The sequence below is a fragment of the Roseibium sp. Sym1 genome (genome assembly GCF_027359675.1).
In the GTDB taxonomy this organism is placed as follows: domain Bacteria; phylum Pseudomonadota; class Alphaproteobacteria; order Rhizobiales; family Stappiaceae; genus Roseibium.
Window position 1 is genome coordinate 6,108,643 of the sequence record NZ_CP114786.1, and the last position, 22,306, is coordinate 6,130,948.

At 57.7% G+C, this 22,306-nt stretch carries 20 protein-coding genes and 1 pseudogene; 12 read left to right on the forward strand and 9 right to left on the reverse strand.

Annotation, left to right across the window (positions count from 1 at the left end):
• Window positions 1-37: 37 nt before the first annotated feature.
• The 5 genes from O6760_RS28130 to O6760_RS28150 form a co-directional block, all read right to left on the reverse strand.
• Window positions 38-1,378 carry an ABC transporter ATP-binding protein gene (locus O6760_RS28130; protein ID WP_269582963.1) on the reverse strand — a complete coding sequence of 447 codons (1,341 nt, stop codon included), beginning with the start codon at window positions 1,376-1,378 and terminating at the stop codon, window positions 38-40.
• Window positions 1,379-2,695: an ABC transporter ATP-binding protein gene (locus tag O6760_RS28135; RefSeq protein WP_269582964.1), complete on the reverse strand. Its 1,317-nt coding sequence runs from the start codon at window positions 2,693-2,695 to the stop codon at window positions 1,379-1,381. It abuts the gene before it with no gap.
• The gene (locus O6760_RS28140) at window positions 2,685-3,494 is read right to left on the reverse strand and encodes an ABC transporter permease (RefSeq protein WP_269582965.1); all 810 of its coding nucleotides are present in this window, start codon (window positions 3,492-3,494) and stop codon (window positions 2,685-2,687) included. Before O6760_RS28140 ends, O6760_RS28135 begins: the two co-directional genes overlap by 11 nt.
• A 129-nt stretch (window positions 3,495-3,623) precedes the next feature.
• Window positions 3,624-5,324: a glycosyltransferase family 4 protein gene (locus tag O6760_RS28145; protein WP_269582966.1), complete on the reverse strand. Its 1,701-nt coding sequence runs from the start codon at window positions 5,322-5,324 to the stop codon at window positions 3,624-3,626.
• A gap of 499 nt (window positions 5,325-5,823) precedes the next feature.
• Entirely contained in the window at window positions 5,824-6,828 is a 1,005-nt protein-coding gene (locus O6760_RS28150; protein WP_269582967.1) for a hypothetical protein, read from the reverse strand.
• 283 nt (window positions 6,829-7,111) lie between these two features.
• On the opposite strand from O6760_RS28150, the pseudogene O6760_RS33490 reads away from it, so the two are divergent.
• From O6760_RS33490 to O6760_RS28165, 4 genes and pseudogenes are all read left to right on the forward strand, one after another.
• A pseudogene (locus O6760_RS33490) lies at window positions 7,112-7,174 on the forward strand (hypothetical protein); the annotation flags it as partial.
• A 30-nt stretch (window positions 7,175-7,204) separates the two neighbouring features.
• Window positions 7,205-8,119 (forward strand): fatty acid desaturase, encoded by a 915-nt coding sequence (locus O6760_RS28155; RefSeq protein WP_269582968.1) that lies wholly within the window; start codon window positions 7,205-7,207, stop codon window positions 8,117-8,119.
• A 145-nt stretch (window positions 8,120-8,264) separates the two neighbouring features.
• Window positions 8,265-9,338: an LptF/LptG family permease gene (locus O6760_RS28160; RefSeq protein WP_269582969.1), complete on the forward strand. Its 1,074-nt coding sequence runs from the start codon at window positions 8,265-8,267 to the stop codon at window positions 9,336-9,338.
• A 131-nt stretch (window positions 9,339-9,469) separates the two neighbouring features.
• Complete coding sequence (locus O6760_RS28165) at window positions 9,470-10,216, forward strand: sterol desaturase family protein (RefSeq protein ID WP_269582970.1); 747 nt, start codon at window positions 9,470-9,472, stop codon at window positions 10,214-10,216.
• 121 nt (window positions 10,217-10,337) lie between these two features.
• On the opposite strand, the gene O6760_RS28170 is transcribed toward O6760_RS28165, so the two are convergent.
• Window positions 10,338-11,111, reverse strand: a complete 774-nt coding sequence (locus O6760_RS28170; RefSeq protein ID WP_269582971.1) for an SDR family NAD(P)-dependent oxidoreductase — start codon at window positions 11,109-11,111, stop codon at window positions 10,338-10,340.
• Between the two features lie 354 nt (window positions 11,112-11,465).
• On the opposite strand from O6760_RS28170, the gene O6760_RS28175 reads away from it, so the two are divergent.
• The 5 genes from O6760_RS28175 to O6760_RS28195 are packed head-to-tail and all read left to right on the forward strand — an operon-like array spanning window position 11,466 to window position 15,014.
• Complete coding sequence (locus O6760_RS28175; RefSeq protein ID WP_269582972.1) at window positions 11,466-12,623, forward strand: hypothetical protein; 1,158 nt, start codon at window positions 11,466-11,468, stop codon at window positions 12,621-12,623.
• Window positions 12,624-12,640: 17 nt separating this feature from the next.
• Entirely contained in the window at window positions 12,641-12,964 is a 324-nt protein-coding gene (locus O6760_RS28180; RefSeq protein WP_269582973.1) for a phosphopantetheine-binding protein, read from the forward strand.
• Window positions 12,954-14,165: a beta-ketoacyl-[acyl-carrier-protein] synthase family protein gene (locus O6760_RS28185; protein WP_269582974.1), complete on the forward strand. Its 1,212-nt coding sequence runs from the start codon at window positions 12,954-12,956 to the stop codon at window positions 14,163-14,165. Before O6760_RS28180 ends, O6760_RS28185 begins: the two co-directional genes overlap by 11 nt.
• The gene (locus tag O6760_RS28190; protein WP_269582975.1) at window positions 14,146-14,610 is read left to right on the forward strand and encodes a hypothetical protein; all 465 of its coding nucleotides are present in this window, start codon (window positions 14,146-14,148) and stop codon (window positions 14,608-14,610) included. Before O6760_RS28185 ends, O6760_RS28190 begins: the two co-directional genes overlap by 20 nt.
• On the forward strand, window positions 14,607-15,014 hold the full coding sequence (locus tag O6760_RS28195) for a MaoC family dehydratase (RefSeq protein ID WP_269582976.1): 408 nt from the start codon (window positions 14,607-14,609) through the stop codon (window positions 15,012-15,014). Before O6760_RS28190 ends, O6760_RS28195 begins: the two co-directional genes overlap by 4 nt.
• Before the next feature lie 7 nt (window positions 15,015-15,021).
• Here O6760_RS28195 and O6760_RS28200 read toward each other — a convergent pair whose 3' ends face one another.
• Together O6760_RS28200 and O6760_RS28205 are read right to left on the reverse strand one after the other, a co-directional pair.
• Window positions 15,022-16,176 carry an LptF/LptG family permease gene (locus tag O6760_RS28200; protein WP_269582977.1) on the reverse strand — a complete coding sequence of 385 codons (1,155 nt, stop codon included), beginning with the start codon at window positions 16,174-16,176 and terminating at the stop codon, window positions 15,022-15,024.
• 174 nt (window positions 16,177-16,350) lie between these two features.
• On the reverse strand, window positions 16,351-17,661 hold the full coding sequence (locus O6760_RS28205; protein WP_332306209.1) for an aminotransferase class I/II-fold pyridoxal phosphate-dependent enzyme: 1,311 nt from the start codon (window positions 17,659-17,661) through the stop codon (window positions 16,351-16,353).
• 501 nt (window positions 17,662-18,162) lie between these two features.
• Between O6760_RS28205 and lptB the strand changes: the two genes are divergently transcribed.
• The 3 genes from lptB to O6760_RS28220 all read left to right on the forward strand — a co-directional run bounded on the left by lptB (window position 18,163) and on the right by O6760_RS28220 (window position 21,065).
• Window positions 18,163-18,930 (forward strand): LPS export ABC transporter ATP-binding protein, encoded by a 768-nt coding sequence (lptB, locus tag O6760_RS28210; protein ID WP_269582978.1) that lies wholly within the window; start codon window positions 18,163-18,165, stop codon window positions 18,928-18,930.
• A gap of 255 nt (window positions 18,931-19,185) precedes the next feature.
• Window positions 19,186-20,334, forward strand: a complete 1,149-nt coding sequence (locus O6760_RS28215) for a glycosyltransferase (RefSeq protein ID WP_269582979.1) — start codon at window positions 19,186-19,188, stop codon at window positions 20,332-20,334.
• The gene (locus O6760_RS28220) at window positions 20,334-21,065 is read left to right on the forward strand and encodes a class I SAM-dependent methyltransferase (RefSeq protein WP_269582980.1); all 732 of its coding nucleotides are present in this window, start codon (window positions 20,334-20,336) and stop codon (window positions 21,063-21,065) included. The genes O6760_RS28215 and O6760_RS28220 overlap by 1 nt, the downstream gene beginning before the upstream one ends.
• Before the next feature lie 190 nt (window positions 21,066-21,255).
• On the opposite strand, the gene O6760_RS28225 is transcribed toward O6760_RS28220, so the two are convergent.
• Window positions 21,256-21,999: a TauD/TfdA family dioxygenase gene (locus tag O6760_RS28225; RefSeq protein ID WP_269582981.1), complete on the reverse strand. Its 744-nt coding sequence runs from the start codon at window positions 21,997-21,999 to the stop codon at window positions 21,256-21,258.
• Between the last annotated feature and the right edge of the window lie 307 nt (window positions 22,000-22,306).

The following is a 22,306-nucleotide window of genomic DNA, read 5'->3' on the forward strand; positions in this document are numbered from 1 at the left end:
CGGTTTCCGGTCACAGGCCTGCCCCGGTAAAGCGGGATCATTCCGGTGTTGATGAAGTTGTGACAGACTTGCCAATCGGCCGGATTCCGAAATGCCGGAATCCGATCTCCCCACCCCGAACGTCCGAGTCCGTGACCGTCACGACCAACGCGTCTTCCAGCCAATCAAGCTGACTATGGTCCCGTTGCGTGCCCTCGATCAGGGACGGTGACAGTCCGAACCTGCCTGCCGGAAGGTACGGAAACTGAAAACTCAGTTTCGCCACGACCTTTTGGCCCGACCTCAAACTGACCGGCCTGCTCCTGTACGCCTGGAAGGTGTTATCGCCAAACAGATTTTGGCCACGTTCATTGCGAAAAATAAACCCGAAGATAGGTTGCGCGACGTCACGCTCCGCTTGCGCTTCTATGTGCAATGTGACGTGTTGCCCTCCGTGCAGTTCCCGCACCGGTGAAGAGCCGTCAGCTGTGAAGTAGCAGTCGGTGATCACACAGCCGCCATGACCGTGCCGCAACGCATTTGGATTGTAGGCGCCAACCTCAATCTGGTTGTTCGTGCCCCAGAAGGGATCCAATCGGGGCCTCGGCAAGGCCTCGCATGTGTCCTCGCCTCGCGGCCCAAGCGACTTCTCGGCTTCATTCGAAGGCGCCGCGCCTGAGGACCTGGTGAACAAGTCCAGGATTGTATCCACCGGACCTTCGGCGATCTTCCGTCCCGTCTCGAGCAAGACCGCCCGTTCGCAAACCGAGCTGACGAGCTTGGTATCGTGAGAGACAAAAAGAACCGTCCCGGTTTTCTTGAAATTGTCGAGGTATCGCCGGCATTTGTTTTGAAAAAGTGCGTCCCCGACGCTGAGGACCTCGTCGACCAGCATGATGTCCGCATCAACGTTGGCGCAAACCGCAAAGGCCAACCGGACGTACATCCCGCTGGAATACTCCCTGACAGGCCGGTCGAAATAGTCTCCGATATCCGCAAAGGCTTCGATCTGTTGCATGCGCGCCTGAACCACCGCCCCCTTGAGGCCGTAGGCAATCCCGCTCAGCAACGCATTCTCCCGGCCTGTAAAATCCGGATTGAAACCCGCGCCAAGTTCGAGCATGGCGACTATCCGCCCGTTCACCGACAGGGAACCGGCGGTCGGTTGGGTCGTCCCGCAGATCAACTGCAAAAGCGTGGACTTTCCCGATCCGTTGAGACCGACAATGCCGATGGATTCTCCCCGCGTGACCGTCAGGTCAATGTCACGCAAGGCCCAGAGTTCACCAGCCTGGCTTCCGCCGCGGACGACCGTGTTCCACAGTCTCTTCGCAGGTCCCGAACGGGTATCGTAGGCCTTGCCAAGTCCGGAAATCTCAATGGCAGCATCCCGATGCATCTAAGATCCGTCCACTGGAGAAATGGTCACGTCGTCCATGGCGATATTGGCGAGCCCGTCCGAAACATGCCTGGACAGGACCGAGAACTCGACCGCAGCCTCGCTGTACCCAATCCAGTTGCCCGAATTGTCTTCCCGGCCAATGGCGACGTCGAAGGCGTAGTCGCCGGAGGGCAGAAACGGCAACGGAAAATCAAACTCGGCTCCGAAGACGCGCGCCCCCTCCCCGTCGGGATTTTGCCTGGTGAAATCCAGGGTGTCGCGTGCGCAGACCGTTTGCCCGATGGCGTTCTTCAGCAATATCGCGATAAATAACTCGCGCAGATCGATTTCCCTCGTGTGAACCTCCAGCAGCAGGTGTTCGCCCCCTTCGAACACGAGCGTATCGGCATGCCGCGGTGCCTTGAGATCCACCGAGGCGATCAGCCCCCGTTCATCACCTTGGACCGGAGCCGCCCGATCGTAAAAACCATGCCCGGACAATGCCGCGGTCTGTTTGTTGCCAGCGAATGAAAACGCGTCGTTGCCCGGGCTGCCCTCACCTATCGTAACGTCGCCACTCTCACGGAAGGTTTCGCCTTCGGCGCCGAGTCTCGAGATCAGCCGTTGATACGCGCGGTATACCGATTTCGTCGAACCGTCCCGAACCTTCCTGCCATCCTCGATGAAAACGGCCCGGTTGCACAAGGAGAGCACTGTTGCCTCGTTGTGCGACACAAAGAAAACGATGCCGTCTTTTGAAAACTCCAGAAGTCGTCGGGTCGCCCTCTGCCGAAACCGAAAATCACCGACACCGAAAAGTTCGTCGACGATCACGATGTCAGCATCGACGTGCAGGCACACCGAGAATGCCAATTTGGCCAGCATGCCGCTTGAATATTCACGAGTGGGCCGGTCCATGAACCCGTTCAGCCCCGCAAATTCGGTGATGGCGTCGATCCGCTGAGTGATCTGGCCGGAACTCAATCCATAAAGCGCGGCGCTCAACTCCACGTTTTCCCGCCCGGTGAAGTCCGGATTGAAGCCTGCTCCGAGTTCCAGAAGTGCCGTGACACGGCCCTTGATTTCCAAGGTGCCCGCATCCGGTGTCAAAATGCCCGCGATGATCTGCAGCAGGGTCGATTTTCCGGCTCCGTTGCGACCCACGATTCCGATGAAGTCACCGGCCTTGGCATCAAGGTCAAAATCCCTGAGGGCCCAGTGGTGTTTGCGGGCATCCCGTCCGGCCACCAGACCGGCCAGTGCGCCGAGATCCGTATCAAAGAGATTGTATCGCTTTTCCAGCCCCCGCGCCTTGACCGATACTTCACAGGACATCGGCAAACCCCCGCCGCGCCTTGCCAAAGAACCAGTATCCGAAGAAGAACACGATCAGTGCGGCGCACCAGTAGCCTGCGTATGCCGAGAGCGTCAGGCCTTGTTCAAAGAACAGGATTCCGCGCGTGGTTTCGATCACGAAGGTCAAGGGATTGAGGCCGTAGGCCCAGCGCACGCCCTGCGGCACCTGCTCGACCGAATAGAAAATGGGGCTTACGAACATCAATGCGGGCGCAAAAGCGATCAAGGCATGGCCGATATCTCTCACGAACGTTCCCAGGGCGGAGATGAACCAGGCCAGCCCCGTTGAAAAGATGACGAATGGCAGGACAACAAGAGGCAGCTGCAGCGCGGCCAAAGGAACCCGTCCCGTCACGAGAGTGGCAAAGACGACGATCAACAGGTAACCGACCAGAAGCTTGGCCGCGGCGGCCCCGACCAGCACCCAGTCCAACAACTCGATCGGGAAGACGATTTTTGTCACATAGGTTTTGTGTACGCGGATGTAATCAGGCGCACGCAGCAAAATCTCCATGAAAAAGCCGAAGACAATCAACCCTGTAAGGTAGATCAGCGGCACTTCAAGCGGGCTGGGGTTTCCGATCGTCCATGCCGAATCCAGTATGGTTCCGAAGACGAAGGTGTAAATGGCAACCATGGCCAGCGGACTGATAACGATCCAGGCCAGTCCCAGCATGCTTCCGCGTACCGTTGCTTGAAGATCTCGCACGAGCAGACGGGAGAAAAGGTCCCAGTTGAAGAAAATCGTCGCAATCGGATGGAGAATTCGTTTGATCAAGAGCGGGGTTCTTCTGTTTGCGGCACCATTCGCGTCTGGCACATTCTGCACTCGTGACGTCATGGTTCAACTGATGTCATGCAGCCGTAGCCGCGCCAAGCTCCCACCCGGCGCTCACCTCCCGGCACGTCACAGCAAACCGAGTTCGTTCAGGCGAACACAGTACCGGTCGCCGGCGGCCTTGGCGCTGTGATGCGTCTGGATCTGTTCGCGAGCGGCGCGTCCCAGTTGCTCCGCAAACTCCCGGTCCCCGGCCAGTTTCCGCATGTGTTCGGCGGCGTGGTCGACATGCGGATCGGCCCATTGCAGTCCTTCACCGAAATGGTATTCGTGCGGCAAGACGTCGATCAGCTTGTAATCGACCAGACAGGAATTGTCGGGTTTCGTGAAATCAAGATTGCCGGAAAACCCGGTCACAATCGTCGGCTTGCCGAGCAGCATCGCCTCGGCGGGACCGCGGCCGAACCCTTCGGCACGATGGAGCGAAACATACGCATCACAGCTGGAAACCAGGCCCATGAGGGTCGGTCGCGCAAGTGTCCCGGTGATGAAATGAATCCGGTCATCGCCGCTGGTGGCCTCGTTGAGCCGGTGCCAGTTGGGCACCAGCGGATCGAGGTTCATCACCTTCACGACAAGCCCGACCGGCTCATCTCCCCTGGGGAAGGCACGCTTGAAGGCCTCGATGGTCGCGAAGGGGTTTTTCCGGTGGACCGAGGAGGTCACGTCAAAGGAAAAGAAGAAGAGAAAGGCGTCGTCCGGCAGACCGAAGTCACTGCGTTTGACGGGCGCGACCTCGTCAATCGTCACGGCGAGTGGCATGAGGCAGACCGGCTTGTCCGTGAACGGGCGCAAGGCGTTATAGGTGAAGGTGGTCGAAACCCAGAACTCGTCGAGCAGGTCCAGGTAATTCATCCATGCCTTTGGCCATTTCGGCAATTCCCACGGCGCATAGCCAATATTGTAGCGCCGGTTGTAATTCGCCATACCGATGTTGAGGATGGCGCTGTGCGCCTCGTTCACAGCCATGGGGAACAGGTTTGTCCGGTACCTGCACTCGTTCGTGATCCACTGCTTGGCGGACTTGTCCTGCTGCCGGGTGAACAGGCCGCGGTCGAAATTCACCACTCCCACGGGGACATCATGGAGCGCCAGGGCGCGTGCCGCGGTACGGGTGTCCTCGCCAAGTCCCAGTTCGCCGTAGGCATATCCGATGATGTTTACGCCCTTCTCCCGCAATCCAGGATCCGCAGCGCGGATTTCGGACACGTCCAGCCCCTCGACCACAGAAAAATTCAGCAGAGGGTGAATGCGGCCCGGGCCCGCGGCAGGCGCCGGAATGAGTTCTTCCGTGCGCAGCAATTGCGCGACATTCGGGAGACGTTTTGCACCCGCGACCAGAAAATCGCGGAAATGCAGTCCGATCGTCAGGCCGAGTTTTTCCGTGCGCCGGACGATTGGGCCGTTCCATCTCCACAAGGTCATCACCATCTTGAGAAACAGCAGCGGCTGGAAATGGACGATCAGGTTTCTGGCCAGTTCACCGTAGCTGCGCGGATGCTCCCTTGGTGCGCCGGCGCAATCGGCCAGCCAATGCACCAGGTCAAGTTCGATGGCCCCGTGCGTGGCATACCAGGCACGAAGCTTTCGCCGCCCCTTTTTCGTATTCAGGTCATATTGTTTCCTGAGATCGGGCCGCTGCATCCACATGAGATACATCATCTGTGTGACCGGCGGTTCGCCAGGTTCCAGAACTATCTTTGAAATCGGTCTGTGAAGAGAGCACAGGTCTTTGATGACCGCCTGTTCCAGTTTTACGCTTGCGTCCATTATTAATCTTGACTGTAGGCGCAAAGGTTATGGGCGCGCAGGAATGACAGGGACAAGGGGCGTTCCATTTCGATGAGTTCGGTCTTCAAGGATCACTCGGCTTGCATGGGTCACTTCGGCGGGAGCTGCTTTCACGTCCAGAATATTCCTGTCGAGGCAGGCAGATTTGGTGCAAGCCCTTGCGGAACCATCCCGGAATTTCTTTCAAAGCATCAGCACGCCGACGGAGACAATACAGAGCGCGCATGGTGTTGCAATGCCCCAATGTCGCAAATGGCATACAATAATGCGCGCGGCCTCTTCAACAGGAATTCGGAATCGCGCCGCAGCAGACGGTCGTGGCGTTGAAAGCGCCCGAGGCGTCTGGCTCAGGCCCTGAATGCAGCCGGGTGTCGGCGGTCGGGACGCGGCCGTTGCGACACCCGTTCCATCCAGCGACTGTGAGTGCCCGTGGTAAGGGGTGAGCCCTTCCCACGGGCCAAGGCGGCCCACCTTTTCTCTACCAAACCTTCCAGAAGTGGCGTGCGACGACGTCGTTGTTGTGGTTGCTGCGATTGACGCTGTTGCTCAAGGTTTCGGACCGATAGTTCGGTTTGACACAGTTCTTGAGCCATTTCGCGAGAAAGCCGACGACCGTCATCGCGCTTTCCAGGGTAAACGTCTTGAAGGAACCGCATACGATCCGTGGAACGTTCCGCTCCGCCAGACGGGCAGATATAACCATGTCATCGACGAACACCGCTTCGTCCGGAAGCTCCGCATAGTCTGCAAGCTTTTCGATCTCGAAAAAGCGTGGCCGCACGCCGTATCCCTGATAGCCGGTGACCAGGTCCACGCGTTGAACATCATCTGCATGCCGGATGTCCTGCCGATGCTCGCTCAACACACGCAGTATGGTCTTGTGCCCCGTGACAAAGTTGGTCAAGGACAACTTGACCTGCGGTGTGCCTTTGCCTTTCAGCACCATTCCGTGGCCGCAGACGGCGCAGTCGGGATGGGCGTCCATGCTTGCATTGGCGGCGCCGACCAGACCGGCCGGCATGATCATGTCATCGTCAACAACAAGGATCTTCTGGTCCGCATTCTTGTCGGCATACCTTTGCAGAGTGCTCACGTATTTGGTCGCCGGGCCCAGGTCTTCACAACGGTGGATGTCGACCGGGCTGTCGATGAGCCATTGCGGCAGCGTGTATTGTGTGCCGAGGCGTTTCATCTCGTAAGGAATGTTAATTTCCACCGCCTGGGGCGCAGGGTCCTGCGCCAGAACCGAAGCCAGCACGTTTCTGATGGTCTTGCCCTGCAAGCGGTTGGGCATGGTTGTCAACGAAACGACCACAGGCACATGCTCGCTGGCGGCATACCGGGTCACGGCCGTGTCCCACGGTGGTACCGGATTACGGCTCAGCGCGTGAACCACGGAGCCGAACAACAGGGCGGCGGCAACAGCAGCGACAACGACAATCGCGATCAGAACAACCGCCACGGTCAGGTATTCACTTCCCATGCTTTTCCTCAGTCCGTGCCGGGGTCGGCCAGATGATCCCTGGCCGGACCAGGCAATTTTTCGTTCTTGTTTGAAAACAGGGTCCCGGCGTCCATCGACAGAAGGCTCTGCTTTTTCACACGCAATTCATCACCAAGGTTGTCACATTCCAGCGGAGGCGAAATTTTCGCTTCGCCGCACTCAACCGCCGCTCCGGACCGTGCTCGTTTGATCACACATCAATTACTGCTATGTACACGTCGTTGAAACCCGCGCCAACCGGCGTCGCAACGGGATTGAAATCGTGTCGCTAGACTTCAGCTACGATCATGAACAGAATGTCCACATAAAGCGCGCGCGAGAAATCAAGGCCAAATATCCGGAAGTCCGGTCGCTGATGGGCACCAACCCCTATACGGTGTTCTGGTCCGCAGGCCTGGTCCTGTTGCAGTTGAGCATCGGCTATGTGCTCACGAACCTGTCCTGGGTCTGGGTTTTCGTGGCCGCCTATCTGATTGGTGCATTCATCAACCACGCGCTTTACGTGATCATGCATGAATGTACCCACAATCTGGTCTTTCGAAATCCCGCCTATAACAAAGTCCTGGGAATATTCGGCGACTTTGCCTTGTTGGTTCCCAGCGCAATGGCGTTCCGGAAGTACCACTTGCTGCATCACCAGTATCTCGGCCAGTACGACATGGATCCGGATGTCGTTAGCCGCACCGAAGGGCGTCTGGTGGGCAATTCAGCGGTACGGAAAATCGTCTGGGTCTTCCTTTTGGGCGTGTCGCAGGCGCTGAGGCCTCTCAAGATCAAAGAAGTGCGGAGGGTCGACCGTTGGCTCGTTGCGAATATTCTGATCGTGCTGGCTGTCGATATCCTGATCTTTGCCGTCATGGGCCCGAAAGTTCTGGCGTATCTTGGGCTGTCGACGCTTATTGCACTTGGCCTTCATCCCGTTGGAGGACGCTGGATCCAGGAGCATTACACCGACGGCGACGGGCAAGAAACGCATTCCTATTACGGGCCGCTCAACAAGCTCTGCTTCAACGTGGGTTACCACACCGAACACCATGATTTTGCAAGCGTCCCGTGGAACAATTTGCCAAAGCTCAAGAGGCTCGCGCCGGATTACTATGACAACCTGAAGTCCTACAGCTCCTGGACAGCCGTCTTGTTCCGGTTCATTTTCGACAGGTCCATGTCAACCTTCAGCCGGATCGTTCACGAGCCTCGGCTTCGTGCTGCTCCCGGTCAGGGCGCTTCGTGCTCTTCGCCCGTTTCGAAGCGAAACCAAAATCTTGAGTAATCCGACGAAAGAGCATTCCAGGCGCACCGGAAACATTCTCCCAAGTCCGGGGAGACTATGGAAACCAGTTCTTGCCGCACTGGTTCGCTTGGAGACCCGTTTCGTCACGGCCCTGTATCTTCAGCGCGGGATCATTCTGGCCGTAGTGACGATATCCATCGTTGTTGCGCTGGATATCTCGGCAAACATTGACCAGGTCATAAACGCCAACCCCGCGTCCTCCGGGTCCGGAAACTTTCTTCACATCCTCTACTACTCACTCCTGCGCGTGAGCTTTGTCAGCCCGTCCGTTCTGCTGTTCGCCGGTGTCTGGGGGATCGTGTGGGCAGAGTATTCCCTCGCGACCTCGCATGAGCGCATCATGCTGTTCAACTGCGGAAAGTCCTATATCCCCTCGCTGGTTCCGGCCCTTCTGGTGGGAGGTCTCGTCGGTCTTCTGCAGTTTTCGATTGCGGGATTTGTAAAGCCGGCAACCATCGAACTGGAATCAGCTTCCACGCATCGTTCGTACGGACTGAAATTCGACCGGCCGGCTCAAAGCAAGGCTGAATGGATTTCAGTCAGAAATCACATCATCAGGGCGCGTGTCGAAATCGCGGAAGACGTCCGCCTGAACGAGGTTTCCGTCTTCACCTTCGGGCAAAACCACAAGCTTCAGCGCATTGTCCGGGCAGACCATGCGCTGGCGACGCCGCAGCCCGATCTCTGGCAGTTTCTGGATGGCGCCGTGACGGAATTCCCGGCTGTTGCAGCAGAGGACCGCCGAAAACCCAAAATGGATGAAACCCGGTTTGAAGTGCTCGAAATCGAGCTGCCGCTCAGCCCTCTCTGGCTCGAGAATTTCGGTGTCCTGCCCATCCTTCTGCCGCAGCCCCTGCTCCATGCTCTCATCCGGCAGGGAGATCATGTACCCAAGGCGTACAAGTATGAGATGGCTGCCTTCGAGCGTTACTCCAGCATCCTGTACTGCGTGGCCATGGCGCTTTTGACCGCCCATCTGGCGATGACCCGCTTCAAGTCCGGCATGATGCCCTACCGGGCCCTGTCGGTGGCTGCAGTGGGGTTCGCGGCGTATTTCTTCCTGAGCATCACCCTGATGCTCGGCCATCACGGCTATATCCCGGTGTTGATCGCGGCCTGGAGCATTCCCTTGATTGCAACCGTCGTCGGCATAGGCGCTGTCTACGCTCACGTGCGCAAGCCGGGTCCCATCGCCTGATTGGGGTACACCCGGCAGGCAATTGTTTCACCAAACGCACTGATATAGAACTCTGGTTCGGGCAGCCCCGGGTCCCGTCAATGCGATTGCACGCCCCGCCCGTTTCTTTCCTTCCGTCTGGGAAACGCCGAATGCTGAGTGACAAGGCCTGGTCCAAAAAATACCGTGAACGTCATATCAGGACGAGGTGGGCCCTGGCTGCGGCGATAGTCGATCACTATGCCGTCAAAATGTACCTGGCAATCAGTGGCGTCAGCCTCCTGGCGTTCGCGGCAATCGGCGGAAACGTGTTCGCCCTGCCGGTCGCAATTCTCTTGACCCTGTCCTTCTACCCTCTGGTCGAATATGTCCTCCACCGCTTCGTTCTTCACTCGAAGCTGCTTTACAAGAACGCCATAACCGCTCCCATCTGGCGCCGGCTCCATTACGATCACCACATGGACCCGAACAACCTGACCGTCCTGTTCGCCTCCCCCCTGACCTCGGTGCCGCTGCTCGTTGTCCTGGCTGCGGTGCCCGGTTCGGTTTTGAACCTTGAAGGGTTGTTCCCGGCAATGCTGGCGACCAATTTCCTGATGTTCACCTATTATGAGTTCATGCATGCCAGCGCGCATCTGAAACTCGGTTTTCAAAGCAACTGGATTGCCAGCCACAAACAGAGCCACCTGCGTCATCATTTTGTCTGTGAATCGCAAAATTACGGAATTGGAACGCATGTGATGGACAGGATTGCCGGCACCGCCGACACATCGACCCACCACTCTTCCACCGTCCGAAATCTTGGTTACGACGACGACGTTGCCGAGGTCTATCCCTGGGTCCGCGACGGCTACGCGCGCGATCACGGCTCCGCCCAAGGCGGCTCGGGCCATCGATAGGCGTTGTCAGACGGCAAAGCGCCGGCACGTATAGGAACGCGCTCACGGCAGACGGAACCGTCCTTGAAACCATGAAGACCCCGCGTCCCCGGGCGAGCTGGTTATCAATGTGCCGGTCGCACTACTGATTGCCGGACCATCCCTTCTTCGTCACCGACTGCATCAACAGGTCGGAAAGGCCAACGGGCAACAGTTTCTCCAGACCGATCAGGTATCTCAGCTGCCACGGAAAGACCGAGTGTGCCTTCCCCTTTTCGACGTCGCGCGCGATCCGCTGGGCGGCCTTGTCGGGCGGCCAGCACCACGGCCTGGGAAGGTCGAGGGACCGGCTCATCGGCGTATCGATAAAGCCGGGCAAGACGCAGGTCACGCCGACGCCATGCGGCCTGAGCAATCGCCGGATCGCGTCGGCATAAACACTCAGGGCTGCTTTCGAGGCGCAATAGACCGGTGACTGTGGCAATCCGATCGCCGCTGATATGGAACTGATGATGACAATCCGACCGCGTTTGCGTTTCGTCATCGCCGGGATCAGGGGAATAACCGTGTTCATGGTCCCGGTGGTATTGATCTCGACAATGCGCCGCGCCAGTTCCGCGCTTTCCCCATGCTCCGGGACAACGACATCAGCGCCGCCAATGCCTGCATTTGCAATGAGGAGATCGACCGGATGCTGCGCGTCTGCCTGTGTGAGCCAGGCATCCATCGCCCGCGCATCCGTGACATCGACCTTCCTGGCTGAGACTGCGGCCCCCAGGCCCCTGCAAATGTCCGAAATCTCGTCGAGGCGCACTTCGTCGCGGCCGGACAAGGAGAGGGAACAACCGTTTTTGGCGTAGTGCCTTGCAATTTCCCACCCCAATCCACCCGTGGCGCCAGTGATCGCAACATGCATTTAAAGCGTTCCTCATTCTGCATCTTTCGGGCCGCAGACTGCGTCTGACCAGGACGGTTTCGCCGCCCTGCCCCCGCCCCCGGAGTGGTCAAGGCACGGATACTAACGAAAACGGCCGAAGAAGACATATCAGGTCCAGGCCCTTCCGAAGGCAGTCCCCTTTCCAAAGCAGGGACTTGCCTGGAAGACAAATTCAAATACAACGGCACGTCGACGGTCGTAGCGGGACCGAACCTGGTGCCGGAATGCTTCGGCATCATGTTGAATTTCATCACAAAGTGTCATTGCGAAATCAGCCCGGAGATCGTCATCTTCGGTTTTTGACGCCCCAACCGAAACAGGTCGTGCAGCTCAATGGTCATTGAAGTTTCCAAGGTTAGCTCGAGATCCGAGTTGAAAACATTCATGTCCCTGCCTGCTTCCCTGTATCGTCAGTTCGACAGTTATTTCCCCCCGCTCGCGCTGGAAATGAGCAAAATTCTCGATCCGCGCAAGGCTCCGTTTTTCAAACATGGAGAAGCGCAGTACTGGCTGGCACACAAGGATGGAAAACCGGTTGGCCGGATATCGGCACAAATAGATTCGGTACAGCCGCAGGCCGCCTATGGAAATGCCGGATTGTTCGGTTGCCTTGATGTGGTGGACGACCTCGAGGTGACGAAGGCCCTTCTTCAGGCGGCCGAGGGATGGCTGTTGGAAAAGGGCGTCGAGCGGGCAGTCGGCCCGATTACGTTGAACCTCAACGAAATGGCGGGCCTTCTGGTTGAGGGGCATGATCTGGCCCCCCTGATCATGGTTCCATGGCACCCACCTTACTTGGCCTCCCACTTCGACCGGTTGCCTTACCAGCAATGCAGAGACCTGCATTACTGGCGTTTGGACTGGTCACCGGAAAAAGAAGCTGACTACGCGAAACGGCCGAAACTTCCGCGACTGCCGAAAGACGTCCGGGCCAGGAAACTGGATTTCAAGAACTTCGATCGAGACCTGGAAATCGTCCGCACCCTTTACAATTCCGCCTGGAAGGAAAACTGGGGTTTCGTTCCCTTGCAGCCGGAAGACGTGGAAGGCCTCGGCACGGATTTGAAGCCGTTTCTAAGGGAAGAGATGGGCGTCATCGTCGAAAAGGGGGACAAGCCGGTCGCCGTTGCGATCGTTATCCCGAACCTGGCGGAGATTACAGCCGATATCGGACCGAACCCGTCGATAATCGGCTGGCTCAAACTGGTCTACCGGACCTACACCCACAAGTTCCAGTCGGGCAGGATCATTCTGTTTGGAGTGAGCCCCGAAATGCGTCATTCCGTGGGGGGAGCCATCGTGGCCATGTCAATGGTTGAAGAAATCGTCGAGCGCCTCCTGGGGTTCAATCGTCAGAGCGGAGCGATCGAGGCCGGATGGGTCCTGGACAACAACGAACCACTACGAAACATCTTGAAACAGAAGGGTTTTCAAATAAGCAGAACACTGCGATTGTACGACCGCTCTTTGGCGCTTTCAGACCAGACGTGAATTTAGGACACCCGTAAATGAGTGAAGAAGCCGAACAACCGGTGACCGCAACGTGGCCGGTGTTGGAGACACCCGATCGCCTTGAACGTATTATTGACATTATCGCCGAAGACGGTGCCATCGATCGTGCGCTGATCACCCCGGAAGCGACCCTGGAAACCCTGGGGCTGGCGTCCATGGACGTGGTCATGATCCTCATGGGTGTCGAAGAGAAGTTGAACATCTATCTTCCGGTGGACAACGATCTCGCCTCGGCGCGAAACATGTCGGAGTTCGTTGCGGCAATTGATCGGGCGCTGGAAGCCGGAGAGCCGGGCGAATTTGATCAAGATGCAAAATAGGGTCGCAATAACCGGCTTCGGCGCCGTCAGCGCCGCCGGTCTGGGTGTGGACACTCTCTGGAATGCGGTCAAAAACGGTGTTTCGCAGATCGGCCCCCTGGATTTTCCGAAGGAAAGCCAGGTGCGCGTCAGGATTGGAGCGACGCTCAAGGGGTTTGCACCGGAAGACCATCTGTCGAAAGAAGAGCTGCAGCGGACAGACCGGTTTACCCACTTCGCACATGTTGCCGCTGCCGAAGCAATCCGGCAATCCGGCATTCAATCGCAGGAACTGGCCAGCCCGAGATGCGCGGTGGTCATCGGGACCGGTATCGGCGGCCTCACCTCTCTGGATGAATCCTACGTAAAATTCTTCGCCGGAGAGCGACGGCTGAACCCTTTGACGATACCAAAGGTCATGCCCAGTGCCGCCGCCTCGCATCTCAGTATCGTGAACAGCATCACCGGCCCCTGCTTTGCAGTCTCGAGCGCCTGCTCGTCCGGCAGTCAGGCGATCGGGGTGGGCATGCAGATGGTTCGCCACGGCTTGGTCGACCGGGCCCTGGTCGGAGGCAGCGAAGCCCCGATCACCGAGGCATCCATGAAGTCCTGGGAACTGATGCGGGTGCTCAGTCCCAACAAGTGCCGGCCGTTTTCAAAGGATCGAAACGGCCTGGTTCTCGGTGAAGGAGCGGGCGTGTTCCTGATCGAGTCGGAAGCGGCCATGAACGCCCGCGGGGCAACGCCGTTGGCCTGGCTGTCCGGATACGGCACCAGCAGCGACGCGAAGGACATCATCCAGCCCGATGTTGATGGTGCGGCGAGTGCCATGCAGCTGGCCCTGGAAGATGCCCGGATGGAGCCGGGCGACGTCGGATACATCAATGCGCACGGTACCGGGACGATCCTCAACGACATCAACGAAACATCCGCAATAAGAAAGGTGTTCGGTGACCGGACCGCGACGGTTCCGGTTTCGTCCACCAAGCAGGTCATCGGCCACACGCTCGGCGCCTCGGGCGCCCTCGAGTTCGTCGTCACGGTAAAAGCGCTTCTTGAAAACCTGTGCCCCCCCCACATCAACCTGACCGAAGCCGATCCCAGGTGCGAATTGTACCTGCCCGAGGAATGCATTGACTTGCCGGCTTCGAAGGCTGCCATGTGCAACTCGTTTGCATTCGGGGGCGTAAATTCGACCCTGATTGCAACAGGTGCCAATTAGTCCTGCCATGTCGTCAGAACGTGACAATCCGGACATGGGTGATGGCGCACACCGGTTCCGGGTGACCGTAGAACGACAGAAGCTCGAAGAATTCAACCGTGCCATTTCCAGGACGGCCGACAGCGAAACGAACGCCGCCCTGCGCGTTCCGCTGACGTTTCCTGCCGTCTGGTACGGCATGAAAGACGTGCAGGACTGCATCCTGGAAACGGTGGGCCGAGCTGACGATTTGGCACAGTCGGCCCTGCTTCATCTGGAACAAACGATCGACAAGCCGGGCCGGTTGGAGGTTGGCGAGACCTACAACCTCGACATTCGAATGGACAGGCCGGGCGGCGACAACAAATTGAAAGTGTTTGCTCGGGTCTCGAATTTGCGGGAGGAGCCCCTGGTGATCATGACCAGCCTGTTTGCTGTGGTCCATGCCCAAGGGCACAAGCAATGAGCGGTGACCAGATTGAACGTGGCGCGGTTCTTGGAGAAACGACCATACCCGGTTTGTCCGCCGCAGAAATCGCAGACTACTCCTCAGTGTCGGGGGACGACAACCCCGTCCACACAGACCGGCAGCTTGCCAACGATTTGGGCCTGGAGGACGTTCCCGTTCAGGGGATGTTGCTGATGGCTCTGGCGAACAGCTACATCGAAAACTGGCAATATTGCGAAACGCTGCGCAAACTGAGCATGCGCTTCGTGCATCCTGCGCTGGCCAACAGAAGCTTGAGGATTGCAGGAAAGGTCATGGTCTCGAACCGTGAGGAACAAACGGCAATCGTGAGGGTAATGCTTTTTCAGGAAGACAAGCTGGTGGCCATGGGCGATGCGAACATAACCCTCGCCAGCGCCTGAAAGCCCGTCACACCGAGATGCCGATCGAGCCGATGAACCTGCCGTTCAGTTTCCACACCAGGACAATCAGGACCGCTGCCATCGCGATTGCCCCGCCAAGGAGAATCGCCACCGCCCCCCCCAGCCCGTATTGACTGATCACGCCAACGTTGTTGGAAGCAAAGAAGCTCAGGAACAAGACGCCGGCCGACGCAGCCGGCAGTGCGAAAAGCAATGTTGCCTTGGTCGTCACCGCAACCGCCACCAATGCCAGAAGCGGCGTCAACAGACACAGGACCGAACGCAACAGGCGTTCTCCGAAGACTTCGACATGCCTTGCATCCCACTCGGCAACCGAAAACAGGTCAATGAAATTGGTTTCTCTCGGGTGGCGCCAATTGCGCGTCACCTCGGCGCTCACCTTGGGCAAATCCATGTAAAATTTGTCGACATACATGTATTTCAAAGGCGGCAGAATGTCCTTTTGATCGCAGTCGACGCAGCCGGGTTCCCGTTTCTGCGCGGTCTTCGCCTTCCGCTCGCCCGCCCGATCTGAAAACTCGTAGACATTCACATCATTCAAGAGCAGACCGAATTGGTTCTGTTCCCCGATCTTTGGGTTGAACAGCCGGCTGGCGACGATCACCCTTCCAAGATCGTCAGACCGTTTCTGATGCATGAACACATCGCCCGCAACTGTCTTCAGGTGTCCAGACGCGGCAAAAATCGTTGTGTCACCAACCTGGTAGAACCGTCCGGATGCCAGGTCTCCATCCCGGATCGCCTGATGGGCAACCCCTTCCAGGGTCGTGACCAGGAGGTAGCGGGACACAGGTTCGACGAACCCGGAAAGCGCAAGGGACAGGGCCGCACCCGTGAGGCCTACCGTCACGGCGGTCAGGCTCAGTGTCCGGGGGCCATAGCCAAAACCAGCGAATATCTTGAATTCCTGGTTTTCACGACGCCGCAATACAACAATATAGACCCCGACAAGGAGCGCCGTCGGCAGCGCGATGAACAGGCCGTTGGGAACGGAAAAAAGCACGATTAACGCGATGCTGCCGATCCCTGCCCCCAGGGACAGCAATTCCGGCAGGACACGGCTGACAATGACATCCGAAAGAAACAGCGCTTCAATCGTTACCAGGACGATGAGCGTGATCTTGAATATGTCAGCGGACAAACTTGCCAGATACCCGAGCGAAACGGGTCGCCGGACACCAAACGACGCAGGTATCATGTCTGCCAGCCGCAATGGTCTGCCCCGGATTGGTTGGAACCGCAGTTCACCGGTTGCCTGCCGGTGGCGGTGAAACAAGTTCTTGTGCCGTGGCACGGCAACTCGGCAGGCCTATTGTCATTGGCTGCCGCTGATCTCGTTCGAAATGACTTCGACAGCGCTTCGGATGTCATCATCGGTATGGCTGCAGCTGATGAAAAACCTGATCCGGGACTTGCTCTTGGACACCGCGGGATACCCGATCGGCAACGCAAGTATGCCCTTGTCCATCAAGGTTCTCGACAACGCGATCGTGACATCGGATTGGCCGATGATGACGGGCAGCACCGCGGAGGCCTCATTGGCCTCGCCAATATTTATCCCCGCCTCGCGCGCCAGCGTGTGAAACAACAAGACCCGTGAGTGAAGCTGGCTGACGCGCTGCGGCTCCTCTTGCGTCAATTGAAGAGCCTTCAGTGCGGCGGCCGCCATCGGAGGAGCAAGTCCCACGCTGTAGACAAAGCCGGGCGCCGTATACCGCAGATATTCTATGAGTTCTGCGTTGCCGGCAATGTAGCCGCCACAGCTGGCAAAGGATTTGCTCAGGGTGCCCATCCAGATATCAACCTCATCCGGATCGATATCGAAATGCTCGGCCAAGCCGCGGCCGGTTTTTCCCAGCACGCCGATTGAATGGGCTTCATCGACCATCAACAGGGTCTGATAGCGCCGTTTGAGCTCGATCAGCTTCGGCAGGTCTGGAATGTCGCCGTCCATGCTGTAGACACCTTCGACGACGACAAGAGCGTTTTTGCCCTGCTCGCGATGCGTTTGCAGAGACTTTTCCAATGCATCCAGATCATTATGCGGAAAGGACACGGCCTTTGCTCCGGACATGGCTGCCCCGAGCTGTGCGCTCTTGTGGATGTACTCGTCATGAAAGATGACGTCGCCTTCGCCCATGAGATGGGCGATCGTGTCCTCGTTGGTGGAGAAGCCCCCGACAAAAACGATTGCCGCTTCGGTTCCGACAAAATCGGCAATCGCCGCTTCCAGTTCCAGGTGGATGGGACGCTCACCGCTCACTATTCTCGATGCCGAGACGGAGGTGCCGTACTTTTCGATCGCTGCCTGGGCCGCGGTCGCAACCCGCGGATCACCACACAAATCAAGATAGTTGTAGCTGCAGAAGTTGATGAATTCCCGACCGTTCAGCCTCGCCAGCCTGTTGTTGAGCCCTTCGAAATTCTGATAGAACAGATCGCCGGCCCCGAGAGAACCGGTCCCGCCGATATTGTGTTTCAGTATTTGATAATACCGGGGGATCCGAAACCCTGTGGGCGCGGTCTTTCTGGCTTGCGGTCGACCTTCCGACTGGGGTTCTTGAGAAGGGTTTTCGTCGCCGTAAGATGTATTTCCTGGCGATACCGCCGCAGGTAAATCGGACAAATTCCTGAACCCCGAGTTTTGATAATCGTCTATGGCCGATAATACTCGATTACATGGCCAATTCCATCGGGATCGAAATGCTTTCCAAGGCCTTGTTCCAAGGCTTCATCACCACTTCCGACGCTCCCGCGTGGCGACGAACTTAATGCCGCGACCGGTTAAGTCAATTTGGATATTGGCAGTGTCAGGCCCCTGATGGTCAGCCGGCTCCCTGGAAAACTTCAACGCTGCGCACACAGGAAAACCGTGGGTTGCAAGGCGCCGCGGAACGTGTTTGCTGCCCGGTTTCCGGGACTTGACTTGATCTGCCGATGTGCGAGATGACAGTGGACCGGACTTCGTCATCGATGCATCTGTCTTGTGGGAGTGTCGCCCACGGGCAAAGACCTGTGTCAGGCCGCGCTGCTGTTGAAGTGACTGGTGTGCAAATGCGGCAGTTTCGCCCGCCTATGAAGTGGCTCAACAGATTTGCTGAATACCGTGGATCATAAGACCAGATGCTTGACGGCGGACAAGCTTGAAAAGTCGTTTGGTGATTTCAAGATAATCGACGGTGTCAGCATCCGCATCGGTCGTGGCGAAGTGATCGGGATCCTCGGCCCCAACGGTGCCGGCAAGACGACATTGATGAGCATGATAACCGGCATTGTTCAACCCGATGCAGGTCTGGTTGAGATAGACGGTGTCGACGTGACGCGGCTTCCAATGTTTGCGCGCGCAAAACTCGGCCTGAGCTATCTCCCTCAGGAGTCGTCTGTCTTCAGAGGCCTGTCGGTCGAAAACAACATCATGATGGGCCTGGAGAGTTCCTATCCGAACAAAGCCTCCCGGCAAGAGATCCTGCGTCTGATCCTCGATGCATTCGGGTTGACCTCTGTTCGGGCCCGCAACGCGGCCAAACTTTCCGGCGGCATGCGGCGTCGATGCGAAGTTGCCCGGGCAATCGCCTCGAATCCCAAGTACTTGATGCTCGACGAGCCGTTTGCCGGTGTTGACCCGATTGCAATCTCCGACCTGCAGCGCATGATAACGAAGATCCGCGAGTTTGGACTGGGGCTCCTGATCAGCGACCACAATGTACGGGAAACGCTGTCTATTGTTGATCACGCCTATATCATTGTGGAAGGGAAGGTTCTCGCGGAGGGAAGTCCGGCCGAAATCGCTTCGAACAAACTGGTGCGGCATTATTATCTCGGCGACAGTCTCGACCAGCCGAGTAATTTCAAATCCCGTACACGCTCAGGCGCGAACAGGCAAAACGCAGTATGAGTCTCCACCTGAGGGCTCACACGTCCAAGACAAATTGAATGAACCGGGGACCGGGTGGAATTGCGAATTCGGGCGAGCTGGAGTGCGCTATTGGATCGGGGGAACACGGTAAAACGGCGCTCGTGTCCTGCTGAACCAGCCGCTTCGTATCGCAGAGTGGTTTTTGCTTCTTGTGGTAAGTCATACTCTCAACCAGCCACCTGCCAGGCTGGCCGGCAGGACTTGTGATCGGATGTTTCGCAAAGGCCCAGACCAATGGCTTCAGACCAACGCATAGCCGTTCTCGGCCCGCTTCCTCCGACACGCGGAGGCATTGCCAGGCACACGGCACTGACCGCTGCCGCCCTTGGCGAGCGCGCAAGTGTGAAAGTGTGGTCCTACCAGCGGCAATATCCGAAGTTCCTGTATCCGGGAAAATCCGAGGTGTCGGCCGACCTCCCTCGCCACAACGACCTGGATGAACGGCGCATCGTCGACGGCATCAACCCGCTGACATGGGTCAGGACGGCCAAGGAAATCTCCGCCTGGGAACCGCATTTGCTCGTGTTCCCGGTATGGACATTCTTCCAGGCACCGGCCATGGGGTGGATGGCGCGGTCATTGCGGAAAAGAGGCTGCGAAACCTGCGCCATCGTCCACAACGTGTTCGATCATGCACAGGCATTCTGGAAGGCGAGACTGAGCCTTTGGTCTCTCGGACAAGCAGACCGGTATGTGACGCACGGATCGGACTTGGCCGACCAGATCCGGTCGCATTTCCCGGGAGCGCGGGTCGACGTTTTTCCAATTCCGCTCTTCGACGACTTTCCGCCGGCAATGCATGTCCTCAAAAGGGAGTACGCCCTCGAATTGTTGTTCTATGGCCTGGTGCGGCCCTACAAGGGGCTCGATGTGGCCTTGCATGCCCTTGCCCTGTCCGGGCGCAAGGATATCCGGCTGACGGTGGCAGGAGAGTTCTGGCAAGGCCTGGCAGATACACGTGCTCTGATCGAAACCCTGGGCATATCCGATCAGGTGAACCTCATCCCCGAATATATCAGCGACGCGGACACGGCAGAACTTTTCGACCGGAGCGACGCAGTGGTCTTGCCCTACAGGTCCGTAACGGGCTCGGGCATCGTGGCGACGGCGTTCCACTATCAAAGACCCGTCATCGTGAGTGACCATCCCGCACTGCGTGAATTGGTGGAGCAATTTGATGCGGGTTGGATATTCCCTTCCGAACAGCCTCAGGCTCTTGCCGACATCTTGAAGTCCCTTGACAGGGAAGCGACGGAGCGTGCAGGCATCAACGCTAAATCCAGCGCGGCGTTCCTGACATGGCACAATTACGCAGCCAAGGTCCTCGGAGGCGATTTTGGAGATGGGCCCATGTCTGCGGCTGAAACGGAAGCTGTTCGATAATGAGCGGACCGGGTAATCACGCGATCCTCGATCGGGACTCCCGGTTGCGCAAAGGACAAAAAATCCGTGATCTGCTTGCGCGGCGGCGCTCCCTCACAAACCTGCGCATACTGGATGTCGGAACAGGATCCGGACACGCCGCGAGCGTTTTCCTGGACGCGGTCCGGCCCGACGGAGAAGTCTGCGCGGTGGATCGGCGCCGCCAGCTCGCGGCACACGGGATCAGTTTCCGCCTTGCGGAGACAACGGATATTCCATTTGAAGACAAGAGTTTTGATGTCGTCATCACCAACCACGTCATCGAACATGTCGGTGAAGAGAGAGACCAGCGCCATCACCTCTCGGAAATCAGGCGTGTCCTCAAGGACGATGGACTTGTCTACCTGGCTGTTCCCAACCGGCGGGCGGTCTGGGAGCATCATTATGATCTCCCTTTCCTGAGCTGGTTGCCGAGACCCGCCGCCTCATGGCTGTTGCGAGCGACACGCAAAGGCACCGACTACGACTGCCGCCCGCTGTCTGCGCCGGAATTGAGAAACCTGCTGTCCGCAGCCGGCCTGTCACACGAAGACATAACATTCGAGGCGCTGAGATATATGGCCAAACATGAAATGGGCCCGACAGCGGGAAGGGTTGTCGGCAACTGCCCGGATTTCATCTTGCGCTGCCTGTTGCCTCTCTCGCCCACGCTTGTTGCCATGGCGCGAAAAAAGCGTACTGACAACGCTTGACAGACCCCTGCGTCCTGCAGGTATTCGCGCCTGATACGCGCGTTGTCCTCGCAGACTTTCCGCTTGATTTTCCGTATGTTCCGAAGTGATGCTTGACCTTCGGTTGAAAGGTTGCCTCAGTTGAAACGAATGGGGCCCTGCCCGCCCATCGACAGGGCGGGCGCCCGGATCAACGCGCCAAGAGAACCGGCTACTTGATCCGGATCCGTTTCAAGACCCGGTTGTCGTTTTCGCTGAAAGCTGTGCGGCCATGGAGGGATTTTCGGTTGTTCAGCACGAGGAGATCACCGGGCGCGAGGTGAAAAAACTCCAGATGCGCGCGGGCGCAGTCTTCCAGCGTATCAATGGCGTCGTTCATCTCCGGTGACAAAGGCGCACAATCCACAAGTGCCTGTGCCCGCTCCATTTCCAGCCTGTTGTAACGGATCTCAAGTCCGTCAGGTGTTTGGGTCAGAACGTGTCTTGGACCGATATGGGTGGGCACCGGATTCTCCATGAGCATCGCCTTGCACTCCGCGGGCAACGCCTCGGCAATCGCATCGACGGAGACGACGAAGCTTTCTCCACCCCGCGCCGCCTGGGTGACACAGGCCAGCAGAACGATGCTTGAAGGCTCCTCGGAAAAATACTCATCGCTGTGCAGATCAAGCTCCCGGGACGTGGTCGAGGTGATCTGATTTCCGAAAGGGTCGCATACCTTGCTTTTGTGATCGGTCACCAGATGAATGATGTCTTTGGAAAGCTTGTTGGAGCGTGTGTCGATCCCTTCTCGTGACATCTGGCCAAGATCATTGGCCAGTTCCAACAGAAGGTCATCATCATCCACCGGAAACTCTGTAAACAGCAAAGCATGGGCATTGACGGCAGCGTTGGCCCGTATCTGCGCCAGCGTGGAGGAACGATCCGCGTAGTCTGTTTTCTTCAAGTAGGACATGTGGTCAAACACTCCGTTCAACCAAGGGTATCACGACAGTCGGATTGGTCTACCACGAAACCTGTCGAGGCCTAGGTGTGGAATCCAAAAAGGTTGTTCATTCAGGTCGTTCCGGAAATGACCGTCTCCAAGGCGTGAAGGGCAAGGAAACCCAGTCGGTTTCCGAGCCTTTGCCACGCAGGAGATGGTCTTTTCCGGAACGATCCAGAGGACGCCAACCGGGCTTTGAAAAGCGGCGTCAAAGCCTTTGCGCCATGCACCGGCATGGCTCTGCAGGCCTTTCCAGGCTTTTCTGCCCCCGATTGAC

Bases quoted from the DNA above. Each gene is read 5' to 3' on its own strand.
- O6760_RS28130 (WP_269582963.1), bottom strand. From the start codon at position 1,378: ATGCATCGGGATGCTGCCATTGAGATTTCCGGACTTGGCAAGGCCTAC.
- O6760_RS28225 (WP_269582981.1), bottom strand. From the start codon at position 21,999: ATGTCCTACTTGAAGAAAACAGACTACGCGGATCGTTCCTCCACGCTG.
- O6760_RS28165 (WP_269582970.1), top strand. From the start codon at position 9,470: ATGCTGAGTGACAAGGCCTGGTCCAAAAAATACCGTGAACGTCATATC.
- O6760_RS28215 (WP_269582979.1), top strand. From the start codon at position 19,186: ATGGCTTCAGACCAACGCATAGCCGTTCTCGGCCCGCTTCCTCCGACA.
- O6760_RS28195 (WP_269582976.1), top strand. From the start codon at position 14,607: ATGAGCGGTGACCAGATTGAACGTGGCGCGGTTCTTGGAGAAACGACC.
- O6760_RS28170 (WP_269582971.1), bottom strand. From the start codon at position 11,111: ATGCATGTTGCGATCACTGGCGCCACGGGTGGATTGGGGTGGGAAATT.
- O6760_RS28150 (WP_269582967.1), bottom strand. From the start codon at position 6,828: ATGGGAAGTGAATACCTGACCGTGGCGGTTGTTCTGATCGCGATTGTC.
- O6760_RS28185 (WP_269582974.1), top strand. From the start codon at position 12,954: ATGCAAAATAGGGTCGCAATAACCGGCTTCGGCGCCGTCAGCGCCGCC.
- O6760_RS28220 (WP_269582980.1), top strand. From the start codon at position 20,334: ATGAGCGGACCGGGTAATCACGCGATCCTCGATCGGGACTCCCGGTTG.
- O6760_RS28155 (WP_269582968.1), top strand. From the start codon at position 7,205: ATGGGCACCAACCCCTATACGGTGTTCTGGTCCGCAGGCCTGGTCCTG.
- O6760_RS28145 (WP_269582966.1), bottom strand. From the start codon at position 5,324: ATGGACGCAAGCGTAAAACTGGAACAGGCGGTCATCAAAGACCTGTGC.
- O6760_RS28180 (WP_269582973.1), top strand. From the start codon at position 12,641: ATGAGTGAAGAAGCCGAACAACCGGTGACCGCAACGTGGCCGGTGTTG.
- O6760_RS28135 (WP_269582964.1), bottom strand. From the start codon at position 2,695: ATGTCCTGTGAAGTATCGGTCAAGGCGCGGGGGCTGGAAAAGCGATAC.
- O6760_RS28175 (WP_269582972.1), top strand. From the start codon at position 11,466: ATGGTCATTGAAGTTTCCAAGGTTAGCTCGAGATCCGAGTTGAAAACA.